Source organism: Streptomyces sp. NPDC057654 (assembly GCF_042800135.1).
Classification (GTDB): domain Bacteria; phylum Actinomycetota; class Actinomycetes; order Streptomycetales; family Streptomycetaceae; genus Streptomyces.
On sequence record NZ_JBHVHQ010000115.1, the window covers coordinates 1 to 14,493 of the forward strand.

The following is a 14,493-nucleotide window of genomic DNA, read 5'->3' on the forward strand; positions in this document are numbered from 1 at the left end:
GTCCCGGATCATTTAATGGTCCGGGACACCGGCATTTTTGCGTTCAGAGGGAGTTTTCCGGTAGTTCCTCAATCGTAGCCTTGCCCGTTCTGTCCGACCCCGCTGTTCGCTCCCGCGATGACTGCGGGTAAGGTCAGGGCGTAACGATGGCACGTTCCCACAGGAGGCCCCCGGGTGGAGGTCCAGGAGACGCGCGTTCAGACCGATCGCGTGCTCACCATCCCGAACATCCTCAGCATGGCGCGCCTGGTCGGTGTACCCGTCTTCCTGTGGCTGATCCTCTGGCCTGAATTCGGGGGGCCGAACTGCGACCTCTGGGCGCTGGCCGTGCTGGCTCTGAGCGGTGTGAGCGACTATCTCGACGGGAAGCTCGCCCGGCGCTGGAATCAGATCAGCAGCCTCGGCCGGCTTCTCGACCCGGCCGCCGACCGGCTTTACATCCTGTCCACGCTGGTCGGCTTGACCTGGCGGGAAATTCTCCCTTACTGGCTGACCGGCGCCCTCGTGGCCCGTGAGCTGATGCTCCTGGTCATGGTGTGGATCCTGCGGCGCCACGGCTATCCGCCGCCCCAGGTGAACTTCCTCGGCAAGGCCGCGACCTTCAACCTCATGTATGCCTTTCCGTTGCTCCTTCTCAGCGTGGGAACTACCTGGCTGGCCTCGCTCGCTGCTATTTTCGGATGGGCGTTCGCCGGATGGGGTACAACGCTGTACTGGTGGGCAGGGATCCTCTACGTGGTTCAGGTCCGCCGGCTCGTGAAGGCGGACAACGCCGCGGCCGACTGAGCTCGACCCTGGTCATTTGCCTCGTCGAGGCCGGATGCCTGTAAGCGCTATATATGGGCCATTCGGGCGAATGAAGGCGGGTGAAGTCGGCAAAACCGTCGTCTCTTCAAGGAGGACGCTTCCGACATGAAGGCCGTCGTGATGGCCGGCGGCGAAGGCACTCGTCTTCGCCCCATGACCTCAAGCATGCCCAAGCCGCTCCTGCCGGTGGCCAACCGGCCCATCATGGAGCACGTGCTGCGCCTGCTCAAGCGGCACGGTCTCAGTGAGACCGTGGTGACTGTCCAGTTCCTCGCCTCCCTCGTCAAGAACTACTTCGGTGACGGTGAGGAACTCGGCATGGAGCTCACCTACGCGAACGAGGAAAAGCCACTCGGCACCGCAGGGAGCGTGAAGAACGCGGAAGAGGCGCTGAAGGACGACGCCTTTCTAGTCATCTCCGGCGATGCCCTCACCGACTTCGACCTCACCGATCTGATCGAATTCCACAAGGAGAAGGGCGCGCTCGTCACGGTCTGTCTGACCCGGGTGCCCAATCCGCTGGAATTCGGCATCACCATCGTCGACGAAGAAGGCAAGGTCGAGCGCTTCCTGGAGAAGCCCACCTGGGGCCAGGTCTTCTCCGACACCGTCAACACCGGCATCTATGTGATGGAGCCGGAGGTCTTCGACTACGTCGAGGCCGATGTGCCCGTCGACTGGTCCGGCGACGTCTTCCCCCAGCTCATGAAGGAGGGCAAGCCGATCTACGGCTATGTCGCCGAGGGCTACTGGGAGGACGTCGGCACCCACGAGAGCTACGTCAAGGCGCAGGCCGACGTCCTTGAGGGAAAGGTCGACGTCGAGATCGACGGCTTCGAGATCTCGCCGGGCGTATGGGTCGCCGAAGGCGCGGACGTCCATCCCGACGCCGTTCTCCGCGGGCCGCTGTACATCGGCGACTACGCGAAGGTCGAAGCGGACGTCGAGATGCGCGAGCACACCGTGGTGGGCTCCAACGTCGTGGTCAAGAGCGGCGCGTTCCTGCACAAGACCGTCGTGCACGACAACGTCTACATCGGGCAGCAGAGCAATCTGCGCGGCTGTGTGATCGGCAAGAACACCGACATCATGCGGGCGGCCCGGATCGAGGACGGAGCGGTCATCGGGGACGAATGCCTGGTGGGCGAGGAGTCCATCATCCAGGGCAATGTCCGCGTCTACCCGTTCAAGACCATCGAGGCGGGCGCGTTCGTCAACACCTCGGTCATCTGGGAGTCCCGGGGCCAGGCGCACCTCTTCGGGGCGCGCGGCGTATCGGGCATCCTCAATGTGGAGATCACCCCGGAGCTCGCGGTGCGGCTGGCCGGCGCGTACGCGACCACGCTCAAGAAGGGCTCGGCGGTCACCACCGCGCGTGACCACTCGCGCGGCGCCCGGGCGCTGAAACGGGCCGTGATCTCCGCCCTTCAGGCCAGCGCCATAGACGTACGGGACCTGGAGAACGTACCGCTGCCGGTGGCCCGTCAGCAGACCGCGCGGGGCAGCGCCGGCGGCATCATGGTGCGTACGACGCCGGGGGTCCCCGACTCCGTCGACATCATGTTCTTCGACGAGCGCGGCTCGGACCTCTCCGCCGGCGGCCAGCGGAAGCTGGACCGGGTGTACGCGCGCCAGGAGTACCGGCGGGCGTTCCCCGGCGAGATCGGCGACCTGCGCTTCCCGTCGAGCGTCTTCGACTCCTACACCGGTTCGCTGCTGCGGGCCGTGGACTCCTCCGGCGTGGCCGAGGCCGGGCTCAAGGTCGTCGTGGACGCCTCCAACGGCAGCGCGGGCCTCGTCCTGCCCAGCCTGCTCGGTCGGCTGGGCGTCGACGCGTTCACCATCAACCCCGGCCTCGACGAGTCGCGGCCCACGGAGACCGTGGACGGCCGTCGGTCCGGGCTGGTGCGGCTCGGGGAGATCGTGGCGTCGGCGCGTGCGGCGTTCGGCGTGCGGTTCGACCCGGTGGGCGAGCGGCTGTCGCTGGTCGACGAGCGCGGCCGCATCATCGAGGACGACCGGGCCCTGCTGGTGATGCTCGACCTGGTCGCCGCCGAGCGGCGCAGCGGCCGGGTGGCCCTGCCGGTCACCACCACGCGGATCGCCGAGCAGGTGGCCGCGTACCACGGCACGCAGGTGGAGTGGACGACGACGTCGCCGGGCGATCTCACCCGGGTCGGCCGCGCGGATTCGACGATCTTCGGCGGTGACAGCCGCGGCGGCTTCATCATCCCGGAGTTCAGCAGCGTCTTCGACGGCACGGCGGCGTTCGCGCGGCTGCTCGGGCTGGTGGCCCGTACGCAGCTCACGCTCAGCCAGATCGACGCGCGCATTCCGCGGGCGCATGTGCTCCGCCGCGACCTGGCGACTCCTTGGGCCGTCAAGGGGCTGGTGATGCGGCATGTGGTGGAGGCGGCCGGGGACCGGTCGGTGGACACCACGGACGGGGTGCGGGTCGTGGAGGCCGACGGGCGCTGGGTGATGGTGCTGCCCGACCCGGCGGAGGCGGTCACGCACCTGTGGGCCGAAGGGCCGGACGACGCCTCGGCGCAGGAGCTGCTCGACGAGTGGTCGGCGATTGTGGACAGCGCCGGGCGCTGACGCCGCGGCGCGGTGGCGCCGTCCCCTCGGCCTGCCGCTGCCCCGGACCGGCACGCCGGTGGGGCCGTTGGGAGACGACGCCACCGACGTGCGACGATGTGCGGCATGTCGCAGCAGCCCCCCTCCCGGAGCAGCGCATCGCCGCCCAAGCGCCCCGATGCCTCCATGTCGCTGCTGACCAACGTCATGGACCACAGCCTGGACGACGGCTATGCCGAGGCCGCCGCGCGGCGCCGCGCGGAGGGCCGGGGCGGCCTGCCGCGCACGCTCCGCGCGAAGTTGGGGCTCGCCGCCGGGCTCGTACTGGCCGCGGTCGTGGTCACCGTGGGGGCCGCGCAGGCCCGGATAGCGGCGCCGACGCTGGCCAAGGAGCGGGAGCAGCTCATCGACCGCATCCAGCGGGAGACGTCGGACGCGGACAAGCTGAAGTCGAACGTCGACGCGCTGCGGGACAGCGTTGAGGCCACCCAGCGGGACGCCCTGAAGAAGTACGGCGGCGACAAGGCCGAGACGGTGTCGCTCCTCGCGGGCGGCACCGCCGTGCACGGTCCGGGCGTCAAGCTGGTCATCGACGACGCCAAGGAGGCCGACCAGGGGGGCGGCGGCCCGCGCACGAGCAATGGCTTCTCCGACAGGGGCCGGGTGCGCGACCGCGATATGCAACGCGTCGTCAACGGCCTCTGGCAGGCCGGCGCGGAGGCCATCGCGGTCAACGGGCAGCGGCTCACGGCGCTGTCGGCCATCCGGGCCGCCGGTGACGCCATACTGGTCGACAACAAGCCGCTCGTACCGCCGTACACCGTGCTCGCGGTGGGGGACGGGAAGCGGCTGCGCGGCGGCTTCCAGGACAGTTCCGGCGGCGTGTATCTGCGCGTGCTGCAGAAGGACTACGGGGTCCGCGCGACCACTTCCGTCGAGGACGAGGTGCGGCTGCCGGCCGCGACGAGCTTGATAGTACGTACCGCACAACCGCAAGCCGGTGGCGCCGACAAGAGCGGCGCCGACACAGGGAAGGGCACATCGTGATCGCCGTATTGGGCCTCGTCGTGGGAGTCGTGGTCGGACTCGTGGTCCGTCCCGTCGTGCCGACTGTGGTCGAGCCCTACCTGCCGATCGCCGTGGTCGCGGCGCTGGACGCGGTCTTCGGCGGCCTGCGGGCGATGCTGGACGGGATCTTCGACGACAAGGTCTTCGTCGTGTCGTTCCTGTCCAACGTCGTGGTGGCCGCGCTGATCGTCTTCCTCGGCGACAAGCTCGGCGTCGGGGCGCAGCTGTCCACGGGCGTCGTGGTCGTGCTCGGCATCCGGATCTTCTCCAACGCGGCCGCGATCCGGCGGCACGTCTTCCGGGCGTGAGGCCGATGAGCGCAGACGACACGCCCGGGCAGTCGGGGGAATCCCAGAAATCCCGGAAGCCGCAGGAGCCTCAGGAAGCACAGGTCGAGGGCACGGGAGAAGAGGCGGTCCACGCGCCCGCCGTGACGGGCCGTCAGAGACTGCGGGCCGGACTCTGGCCGCCGCGGGTCACGCGGGCCCAGCTGATCGTCGCCCTGCTGCTGGGCGTGCTCGGGCTCGGACTCGCCATCCAGGTCCGGTCGACCAGCGACAACAGCAATCTGCGCGGCGCCCGCCAGGAGGACCTCGTACGCATCCTGGACGAGCTCGACAACCGCACCCAGCGGCTGGAGGACGAGAAGCGGGGCCTGGAGAACCAGCGCACGGAGCTGGAGAACAGCTCCAACCAAGCCGCTGAGGCCCGTAAGCAGACCGCTCAGAAGGAACGGCAGCTCGGCGTGCTCGCGGGCACCGTGAAGGCACGTGGCCCCGGCATCGAGCTCACTGTGAGCGACCCCAAGAAGGCCGTACAGTCGGACATGCTCCTCGACGCCATCCAGGAGTTGCGGGCGGCCGGCGCGGAGGCGATCCAGATCAACGGGGTGCGCGTGGCCGCCGACACCTACTTCTCGGACTCGGGCGGCAAGGTGGCGATCGACCATCAGAAAGTGTCGCCTCCCTACCGGTTCAAGGTGATCGGCAAGCCGCAGGATCTGGAACCGGCCCTCAATATTCCGGGCGGGGTGGTGCAGACTCTGCAGAAGGAGCAGGCCACCGCGTCCGTCACCCGTTCTGAGAAGATCGTCGTGGACGCCTTGCGGTCCGCTGAGCAGCCTGACTACGCTCGGTCGTCATCGCAGTGAGGAGCACAGGCCCGCGGGTTCCGCACCCGGGGCACTACGTTGCGGGGGGTCGGCGCACCAAGAGGGGGGTGCGTGGTGGAAACTGTCTGTTGACCACGGACGTTGTAAAGATGTCCGGGTCGGATGGTGTGTGCATCGAGGGTTTGTCCTGCCCCACGGGCGGGTCTGTTTCGGTCAAGGGGAATCGCCCGTGAAGTTGTTTGCGAAGTTGTTCGGCAAGAGCTCGCGCCAGGAGGGCGGCAACGCCCGCCACCGCGCGCAGCGGCCGGTGGAAGGCACCGAGGCGCAGGAAGAGCGCCCGCTGTTCCGGGATCAGCTGGGTGGCCAGGGCGGCGACGCCCCGGGTGGTCAGGGCGCGCCCGGGCGCATAGGTTCCCAGGGACCGTCGACCTCAACTGCGGGTGGAGGTACAGCCTTGGTGTGCACGAGGTGCGGCAACCGCAATCCGGAGTCCAGCCGGTTCTGCTCCAACTGCGGTGCGCCGCTGCGCGGCGGCGCGTCGGCCGAGCGGGCTTCGGAGACGACGTCGACCATCTCCATCTCCGGTCTTGAGGCGTACGACTCGGAGGCCACGGGCCAGACGCAGATGCCGTCGCTCTCCCCGGAGGCGCAGGCCGCCGTGGACGCGCTGCCCAGAGGCTCCGCGCTGCTGGTGGTCCGCCGGGGCCCGAACTCGGGCAGCCGCTTCCTGCTGGACGGCGACCTGACGACGGCCGGCCGTCACCCGCAGGGCGACATCTTCCTCGACGACGTCACCGTCTCGCGGCGGCACGTGGAGTTCCGGCGGGAGGCGGACGGCGGCTTCACCGTCTCGGACGTCGGCAGCCTGAACGGCACATACGTCAACCGGGAGCGGATCGAGTCGACCGCGCTGGCCAACGGCGACGAGGTGCAGATCGGCAAGTACCGGCTGGTCTTCTACGCGAGCCAGCAGGGCATCTGACCCGCCAGGGAAGAGCTATGCGTCAGACACCGGCGGGGGGCGGCGCCGAAGGCGGCACCGCCACCGCGGACGGCCAATTGGTGAGCATCGGCATGGTGCTCACCCTGCTGCGCGACGAGTTTCCCGAGGTCACCGTCTCCAAGATCCGTTTCTTGGAGGCGGAGGGGCTCGTCGAGCCGCAGCGCACGCCGTCCGGGTACCGCAAGTTCAGCCAGGAGGACGTGGAGCGGCTGGGGTGCGTGCTGCGCCTACAGCGCGACCATTACCTGCCGCTGCGGGTCATCCGGGAGTACCTCGACGCGCTGGCCCGGGGGGAGCAGCTGCCGCTGCCCGCGCCCGGCCAGCCGAGGGATCTGCTGGACGGGGCCGCGGAGCTGGACGCGGAGGGCCCCACGGCCGTCCAGGTGGGCCGGGAGGAGCTCCTCGGGGCCACCGGGGTCACCGAGCGTGAGCTGGACGAGTGGGAGTCGTACGGCCTGATCGAGCCGAATTCCGGCGGCGGCTACGACGTCGAGGCCGTGACGGTCGCCAAGCTCGTCGCGGACCTGGGCCGGTTCGGACTGGAGCCGAGACATTTGCGGGCCATGAAAGCCGCCGCCGTACGCGAGGCCGACCTGGTCGAACAGGTGGTCGCGCCGTTGCGCCGGCACCGTAATCCGCAGACCAGAGCCCATGCGGAGGCCACCGCGCGGGAGCTGGCCGCACTGTCCGTACGGCTGCACGCGGCGCTCGTAGCGGCCGCGCTGCGGGCGTGACCACACCGACCGGCGGGTGCCCGACTACCCAAACCCGCCGGGCACGTCCTAGGGTTGCTGTGTGAACGAGCTCGATGTCGTGGGTGTCCGGGTGGAAATGCCCTCCAACCAGCCGATCGTGCTCCTGCGGGAAGTGGGAGGCGACCGCTACCTCCCCATTTGGATCGGCCCGGGGGAGGCGACCGCCATTGCCTTCGCCCAGCAGGGCATGGCCCCTGCCAGGCCGCTGACCCACGACCTGTTCAAGGACGTGCTGGAGGCGGTCGGCCAGCAGCTGACGGAGGTCCGCATCACGGACCTGCGCGAGGGCGTGTTCTACGCCGAGCTGGTCTTCGCGAGCGGGGTGGAGGTCAGCGCCAGGCCGTCCGACGCCATAGCGCTGGCGCTGCGCACCGGGACGCCGATCTACGGCAGTGACGGCGTGCTGGACGACGCCGGCATCGCGATCCCGGACGAGCAGGAGGACGAGGTGGAGAAGTTCCGCGAGTTCCTCGACCAGATCTCGCCGGAGGACTTCGGCACCAACAGCCAGTGAGCCGCCGACCAGGTCGCCGCAGGGCATTCGACTAGCCATTCCCCACGGGCGGATACGCGAAACCACTCTTAGGGTGATTATCACTCGGCGTGCCGAGTGTGGCGATCGTTGACGCACCCCGGGTGACTGCCTACCGTCGAGACGGGCAGGTCAAGGACGGAGGGTCGGCGTGAGAAGCACCGGCGACGGCACGGCGGCGGGCGGTCCGTATCCGCTTCATGGGGGAACGGCCGAACCGTTGCCCGGACACTCGGCGGCGCTCTCGGTGTCACCCGAGCCGGCGCCGGAGGCCGTCGGCTACCGCGGGCCGACCGCGTGCGCGGCGGCGGGCATCACCTACCGGCAGCTGGACTACTGGGCGCGTACGGGGCTCGTGGAGCCCTCTGTGCGCCCCGCGCACGGAGCGGGCGGCCAGCGGCTCTACAGCTTCCGCGACGTCGTCGTGCTGAAGATCGTCAAGCGGCTGCTGGACACGGGCGTGTCGTTGCAGAACATCCGGGCCGCCGTACAGCACCTGCGCACGCGCGGCATCGGCGACCTCGGGCAGCTGACGCTGATGAGCGACGGGGCGACGGTGTACGAGTGCACGTCGCCGGACGAGGTCGTCGACCTGCTCCAGGGCGGGCAGGGGGTTTTCGGGATCGCCGTGGGCGTGGTCTGGCGGGACGTGGAGAAGGCCCTCGCGCAGCTGCACGGCGAGCGCGTGGACACCGGGGAGACCCTCGTCCGCCACAACCCCGCCGACGAGCTGGCGCGCCGCCGCAACCGCGCGGGCTGACGCCTTCGGGCCGCCGCTGAGAGCGCGGGCTCCGTGCCGCGGGGCCATTGTCAGTGGTGTGAGGCAGCATCTGTTGGTGTGAGAGGTTCACCGACGATCCTGCATCTGGACATGGACGCCTTCTTCGCCGCGGCGGAACAGGCGGCCAAGCCCAGCCTGCGCGGGAAACCGGTCGTGGTCGGCGGCATCGGGCCGCGCGGGGTGGTGTCCACGGCCTCGTACGAGGCGCGGGTCTTCGGGGTGCACTCGGCGATGGCGACGGCCCAGGCGCGCCGGCTGTGCCCCAACGCCGCCTACCTGACGCCTCGGTTCACGCTGTACCGCCAGGTGAGTGAACGGGTCATGGAGCTGCTCGGCGAGTTGTCGCCGCTCGTGGAGCCGCTCAGCCTCGACGAGGCGTTCGTGGACCTGGAGGCGGGAGACGCGCTGCCGCCCGCGGCCGGGTCCGCGGACATACGGGCCGTGGGCGAGCGGCTGCGGTGCGACATCCAGGCGGCGACGGGGCTCAGCGGGTCGGTGGGGCTGGCGGGGTCCAAGATGCTCGCCAAGATCGCCTCCGAGGCGGCCAAGCCGGACGGGCTGGTCCTGATCGAGCCGGGGACGGAGCTGGAGCTGCTGGGGCCTATGCCGGTGCGGACCATCCCCGGCGTCGGGCCGGCGACGGCCGAGACGCTGCGCCGGGCCGGGATCGGCACGGTCGCGGAGACCGCCGAGGCCGGGGAGGCGGAGCTGGTGCGGCTGCTGGGCAAGGCGCACGGCGCGGGGCTGTACGCGCTGGCCACCGGCCACGACGACCGGCCGGTCGTCGCCGAGCGGGACGCGAAGTCCGTGTCGGTGGAGGACACCTTCCAGGAGGACGTCACCGACCGGACCCGGGTGCAGCTGGAGCTCATGCGCCTCGCCGAGCGGTGCGTCCAGCGGCTGCGGGCCGCCGGGCGGTCCGGCCGGACCGTGGTGATCAAGGTGCGGCGCTACGACTTCTCGACGCTGACCCGCTCCGAGACGCTGCGCGGGCCCACCGACGATCCGGGGGTCGTCCGGGAGGCGGCCGGGCGGCTGCTGGAGGGCGTGGACACCACGGCGGGCGTGCGGCTGCTGGGCGTGGGCGTCACGGGGCTCGCCGACTACACGCAGGAGGACCTGTTCGCCCAGGCCGCCACCGCGCGCTCGGAGCAGGAGCGGGAGGAGCGGGAAGAGGCCGCGAAGGCCGCCGAGGCGGGAGGAGCGGCTCGGCCCGCCGGAGCCGGGGCGCCGGAGTCCGCGGGGGGCGGGACGGGCGAGGAGGAGCGGGAGGCGGCCCCGCCGCGCCGCTGGCTGCCCGGCCTGGATGTGCGTCACGCCGAGTTCGGGGACGGCTGGGTGCAGGGCAGCGGGGTCGGGCGGGTCACCGTGCGGTTCGAGACGCCCTGGTCCCCGCCGGGCCGGGTGCGGACCTTCGCGGTCGACGACCCCGCGCTCGTACCGGGGGAGCCGCTTCCGCTGGTGCGGCCCGCCGGCGGTCAGCCGTCAGGGCCCGAGATCCGGCCGAAATCCGGGCCCGCCGGGGCGGGGGACTCCGCGGCGTCCGGGCCCGCCGGAGCGGGGGAGTCCGCGGCGGGCGCGGGGGCTCTGCCCGAGACGGAGGCGTCCAGCCCGTAGTGGTGGTACAGCTGGAGCTCCTGCTCCGGGGAGAGGTGGCGGCCGACGCCGAAGTCCGGCGCGTCCTTGATCAGCGCCCGGTCGTACGGGACGCGCAGCGTGTCCGCGACGAGATCGCTCGGCTCCAGCGGCACGAACGCGTCCCGGCTGAAGAGGCCGGTGCGCACGGCGGCCCACTCGGGCTCCCCGGTGGCGTCGTCGAGGTAGACCTCGTCCACCGTGCCGATCTTCGTGCCGTTGCGGTCGAACGCCTTGCGGCCGATGAGTCCGCGTGGATCGATGTCGGTCTGCAAGAGGTCCTCCAAAGTAGCCGGGCCCGAGGTCCCGAGAGATCGCAACTACTGCCCGAGACCTACGAAAAGCCACATTTCGCCAGCTGGCCACTTGAGGGATCCGCCGCAGATCGCGCTGGTAGGCTGGCGGACGGCTGCAGACCCCGCGCGGGAGAGTCCTCCGAAGGCTTCGTCGGAGGCGCCGAAGGAGCAAATCCTCCCCGGAATCTCTCAGGCACACGTACCGCACGGACGAGGTCACTCTGGAAAGCAGGGCGGGCCACGCACCGGTACAGCGCCGAAGCCCCTCCTCACCGACGGTGAAAGCCGGTTCGCCCCAGGCGGCCCGGTGAAGCTCTCAGGTTGAGATGACAGAGGGGGAGGCCGTCCGGGTACCCGCGCCACGGTGCCCCTCGAAGGTCGCGACGACCAGGAGGCCCCCGCAGATGAACGACAACCGTATCCCCCTCGCCGACCTTGAGCGCGGCACGCCGTTCGAGGACCGCCATATCGGACCGGACAGCGCCGCGCAGGCCAAGATGCTCGCCCAGGTCGGATTCGGCTCGCTCGACGAGCTCACCGCGGCCGCCGTGCCCGATGTGATCAAGAGCGCCGAGGCGCTCCGGCTGCCCGGCGCCCGCAGCGAGGCCGACGTCCTCGCCGAGCTGCGTACCCTCGCCGACCGCAACCAGGTGCTGTCCCCGATGATCGGGCTCGGCTACTACGGCACGTTCACGCCGCCCGTCATCCTGCGCAACGTCATGGAGAACCCCGCCTGGTACACGGCGTACACGCCCTACCAGCCGGAGATCTCGCAGGGCCGGCTGGAGGCGCTGCTCAACTTCCAGACCGTCGTCGCCGACCTGACGGGGCTGCCCACCTCCGGCGCCTCGCTGCTCGACGAGGGCACCGCCGCCGCCGAGGCCATGGCGATGTCCCGCCGCGTCGGCAAGGTCAAGGACGGCGTCTTCCTCGTGGACGCCGACGCGCTGCCGCAGACCATCGCCGTCATACGGACCCGCGCCGAGCCCACCGGCGTCGAGGTCGTCGTCGCCGACCTCTCCGACGGCATCCCGCAGGACGTCGCCGACCGCGGCGTCTTCGGCGTGCTGGTGCAGTACCCCGGCGCGTCCGGCGCGGTGCGCGACCCCCGCCCGGTCATCGAGCGGGCGCACGAGCTCGGCGCGATCGTCACCGTCGCCGCCGACCTGCTGGCCCTCACCCTGCTCACCTCGCCCGGCGAGCTCGGCGCGGACATCGCCGTCGGCACCACCCAGCGGTTCGGCGTGCCGATGGGCTTCGGCGGCCCGCACGCCGGGTTCATGGCCGTACGCGAGAAGTTCGCGCGCAGCCTCCCCGGCCGCCTCGTCGGCGTCTCCGTGGACGCGGACGGCAACAAGGCGTACCGCCTCGCCCTCCAGACGCGCGAGCAGCACATCCGCCGCGAGAAGGCCACCAGCAACATCTGCACCGCACAGGTGCTGCTCGCGGTGATGGCCGGCATGTACGCCGTCTACCACGGCCCGGACGGCCTGGCCGGCATCGCCCGCCGTACGCACCGCTACGCGGCTGTGCTCGCCGAGGGGCTGCGGGCCGGCGGCGTCGACGTCGTGCACGGCGCGTACTTCGACACGCTCACCGCGCGCGTGCCCGGCCGGGCCGCCGACGTGGCCGCCGCCGCCCGCGCGAACGGCGTCAACCTGCGCCTCGTCGATGCCGACACCCTCTCGCTCGCCTGCGACGAGACCACCGGCCGCGCCCAGCTGGCCGCCGTCTGGGCCGCCTTCGGCGTGGTTTCCGACAAGGCGTCCGTCGAGCGGATCGAGGACCTGGACGCCGCGACCGCCGACGCGCTCCCCGCGGGCCTGCTCCGCACGGACGAGTACCTCGCCCACCCGGTCTTCCACCAGCACCGCTCCGAGACCGCGATGCTGCGCTACCTGCGCAAGCTCGCCGACCGGGACTACGCGCTGGACCGCGGCATGATCCCGCTCGGCTCCTGCACCATGAAGCTCAACGCCACCGCCGAGATGGAGGCGGTGACCTGGCCCGAGTTCGCCGCTCTGCACCCCTTCGCCCCCGTCGACCAGGCCGAGGGCTACACCACGCTCATCACCGAGCTGGAGGAGCGCCTCGCCGAGGTGACCGGCTACGACAAGGTCTCGCTCCAGCCGAACGCCGGCTCGCAGGGCGAGCTGGCCGGGCTCCTGGCCGTACGGGCGTACCACCGCGCCAACGGGGACACGCAGCGCACCGTCTGCCTCATCCCGTCCTCCGCGCACGGCACCAACGCCGCCAGCGCGGTCATGGCCGGCATGAAGGTCGTCGTCGTCAAGACCGGCGAGGACGGCGAGGTGGACGCCGACGACCTGCGCGCCAAGATCGAGCAGCACGGCGCCGAGCTGGCCGTGCTGATGGTCACCTACCCCTCCACGCACGGCGTCTTCGAGGAGCACATCAGCGAGATCTGCGCGGCCGTGCACGACGCGGGCGGGCAGGTCTACGTGGACGGCGCCAACCTCAACGCCCTCGTCGGGGTGGCCCAGCCGGGCCGGTTCGGCGGCGACGTCTCGCACCTGAACCTGCACAAGACGTTCTGCATCCCGCACGGCGGCGGCGGCCCCGGCGTCGGCCCGGTCGGCGTGCGCGCGCACCTCGCCCCGTACCTGCCCAACCACCCGCTCCAGCCGACCGCCGGCCCCGAGACCGGCGTCGGCCCCGTCTCCGCCGCGCCGTGGGGCTCCGCGGGCATCCTGCCCATCTCCTGGGCGTACGTCCGGCTGATGGGCGGCGAGGGCCTGGGGCGCGCCACCCAGGTCGCCGTGCTCGGCGCCAACTACATCGCCAAGCGCCTGGAGCCGCACTACCCGGTGCTCTACACCGGCCCCAACGGGCTCGTCGCGCACGAGTGCATCGTGGACCTGCGGCCGCTGACCAAGGCGACCGGCGTCAGCGTCGACGACGTCGCCAAGCGCCTCATCGACTACGGCTTCCACGCGCCGACGATGTCGTTCCCGGTGGCCGGAACGCTGATGATCGAGCCGACGGAGAGCGAGGACCTCGCCGAGCTGGACCGGTTCTGCGAGACGATGATCGCGATCCGCGCCGAGATCGAGCGGGTCGGCTCGGGGGAGTGGCCGAAGGACGACAACCCGCTGCGCAACGCCCCGCACACCGCGGCGGCGCTGGCCGGCGGCTGGGAGCGCCCGTACAGCCGCGAGGAGGCGGTGTTCCCGGCCGGGGTGTCGGCCGCGGACAAGTACTGGCCGCCGGTCCGCCGCATCGACGGCGCGTTCGGCGACCGCAACCTCGTCTGCTCCTGCCCGCCGCTGGAGGACTACGACAGCTGACGGGGGCCGCAGCCCCCATGGGTCGGGGCCGGTTCGGCGCGTTCGCCGGGCCGGCCCCTTCTTTGCTCGGTTTCCTTGCTCGGTGCGCGCCGCGTCAGGCGGCGGTCATCACGTGCTCGGTGCCGAATGGCCGGTGCGGGGCGATGATCTGCCCGTCCGGCAGCAGCTCACCGGTGTCCTCGAAGAGCAGGACGCCGTTGCACAGCAGACTCCAGCCCTGTTCCGGGTGGTGCGCCACCAGATGGGCGGCCTCACGGTCGGCGGAGTCGGCTGTCGGGCACGGTGGCTGGTGCTGGCACATGGATGGGTTCTTTCGCTGCGGTGAGTTGAGTTCTGAGACGAGTCCGTCACGGCTGCTCGGTGCGGTTTTCAAGGCCGCCCCCCGTTCCCCCGTTGTCAATTCGGTCGGTCAGTCCCAGTGTTGCCCCACGAGCGTGATTTCGCAGGGATTTCACGGGAGCTCTCCTCTGCTAGGGGAAGACGCGTCACCCATGAGGACGGTTGCCGCCAACACCGCCGTCTCTTCGGGTGGTTCGGGATGGTCATAGTGGGCTAGTCCGCCCGATGAACGCCCGTGGCGGGCGGGGAGACGGTGACCGCAGCACAGCGCCCCACGG

Annotated in this window: 12 protein-coding genes, 1 pseudogene and 1 riboswitch; of the genes and pseudogenes, 11 read left to right on the plus strand and 2 right to left on the minus strand. The window is 70.9% G+C overall.

Annotated features, from left to right (window positions below):
- The first annotated feature begins 174 nt into the window (after positions 1 to 174).
- The 10 genes from ACFU99_RS12255 (at position 175) to ACFU99_RS12300 (ending at position 10,254) form a co-directional block, all read left to right on the plus strand.
- Positions 175 to 786: a CDP-alcohol phosphatidyltransferase family protein gene (locus ACFU99_RS12255; RefSeq protein ID WP_384389685.1), complete on the plus strand. Its 612-nt coding sequence runs from the start codon at positions 175 to 177 to the stop codon at positions 784 to 786.
- Positions 787 to 912: 126 nt separating this feature from the next.
- On the plus strand, positions 913 to 3,408 hold the full coding sequence (locus tag ACFU99_RS12260; RefSeq protein WP_384389688.1) for a sugar phosphate nucleotidyltransferase: 2,496 nt from the start codon (positions 913 to 915) through the stop codon (positions 3,406 to 3,408).
- A gap of 105 nt (positions 3,409 to 3,513) precedes the next feature.
- Entirely contained in the window at positions 3,514 to 4,434 is a 921-nt protein-coding gene (locus tag ACFU99_RS12265) for a DUF881 domain-containing protein (protein WP_384389691.1), read from the plus strand.
- The gene (locus ACFU99_RS12270) at positions 4,431 to 4,763 is read left to right on the plus strand and encodes a small basic family protein (RefSeq protein WP_030364457.1); all 333 of its coding nucleotides are present in this window, start codon (positions 4,431 to 4,433) and stop codon (positions 4,761 to 4,763) included. The genes ACFU99_RS12265 and ACFU99_RS12270 overlap by 4 nt, the downstream gene beginning before the upstream one ends.
- Before the next feature lie 5 nt (positions 4,764 to 4,768).
- Entirely contained in the window at positions 4,769 to 5,605 is an 837-nt protein-coding gene (locus ACFU99_RS12275; RefSeq protein ID WP_384389695.1) for a DUF881 domain-containing protein, read from the plus strand.
- A gap of 82 nt (positions 5,606 to 5,687) precedes the next feature.
- Positions 5,688 to 6,548, plus strand: coding sequence for an FHA domain-containing protein (locus ACFU99_RS12280; RefSeq protein WP_384389712.1), 861 nt, complete (start codon positions 5,688 to 5,690; stop codon positions 6,546 to 6,548).
- Between the two features lie 17 nt (positions 6,549 to 6,565).
- Positions 6,566 to 7,303 (plus strand): MerR family transcriptional regulator, encoded by a 738-nt coding sequence (locus tag ACFU99_RS12285; protein ID WP_384389698.1) that lies wholly within the window; start codon positions 6,566 to 6,568, stop codon positions 7,301 to 7,303.
- A gap of 61 nt (positions 7,304 to 7,364) precedes the next feature.
- On the plus strand, positions 7,365 to 7,838 hold the full coding sequence (locus ACFU99_RS12290; RefSeq protein WP_030874883.1) for a bifunctional nuclease family protein: 474 nt from the start codon (positions 7,365 to 7,367) through the stop codon (positions 7,836 to 7,838).
- A gap of 169 nt (positions 7,839 to 8,007) precedes the next feature.
- A complete protein-coding gene (locus ACFU99_RS12295) occupies positions 8,008 to 8,616 on the plus strand; it encodes a MerR family transcriptional regulator (RefSeq protein ID WP_384389702.1) in 609 nt (202 codons plus the stop codon).
- Between the two features lie 78 nt (positions 8,617 to 8,694).
- Positions 8,695 to 10,254: a DNA polymerase IV gene (locus ACFU99_RS12300; protein WP_384389704.1), complete on the plus strand. Its 1,560-nt coding sequence runs from the start codon at positions 8,695 to 8,697 to the stop codon at positions 10,252 to 10,254.
- 134 nt (positions 10,255 to 10,388) lie between these two features.
- Here the strand turns inward: ACFU99_RS12300 and ACFU99_RS12305 are convergent.
- Positions 10,389 to 10,472 (minus strand): annotated as a pseudogene (locus ACFU99_RS12305) (PRC-barrel domain containing protein); the annotation flags it as partial.
- A 213-nt stretch (positions 10,473 to 10,685) separates the two neighbouring features.
- Positions 10,686 to 10,783: riboswitch (glycine riboswitch) on the plus strand.
- 189 nt (positions 10,784 to 10,972) lie between these two features.
- Here ACFU99_RS12305 and gcvP point away from each other — a divergent pair.
- Positions 10,973 to 13,876: an aminomethyl-transferring glycine dehydrogenase gene (gcvP, locus tag ACFU99_RS12310; protein WP_384389707.1), complete on the plus strand. Its 2,904-nt coding sequence runs from the start codon at positions 10,973 to 10,975 to the stop codon at positions 13,874 to 13,876.
- A gap of 94 nt (positions 13,877 to 13,970) precedes the next feature.
- Here the strand turns inward: gcvP and ACFU99_RS12315 are convergent, their stop codons facing one another.
- Positions 13,971 to 14,177 (minus strand): DUF5999 family protein, encoded by a 207-nt coding sequence (locus ACFU99_RS12315; protein ID WP_384389709.1) that lies wholly within the window; start codon positions 14,175 to 14,177, stop codon positions 13,971 to 13,973.
- Positions 14,178 to 14,493 lie beyond the last annotated feature (316 nt).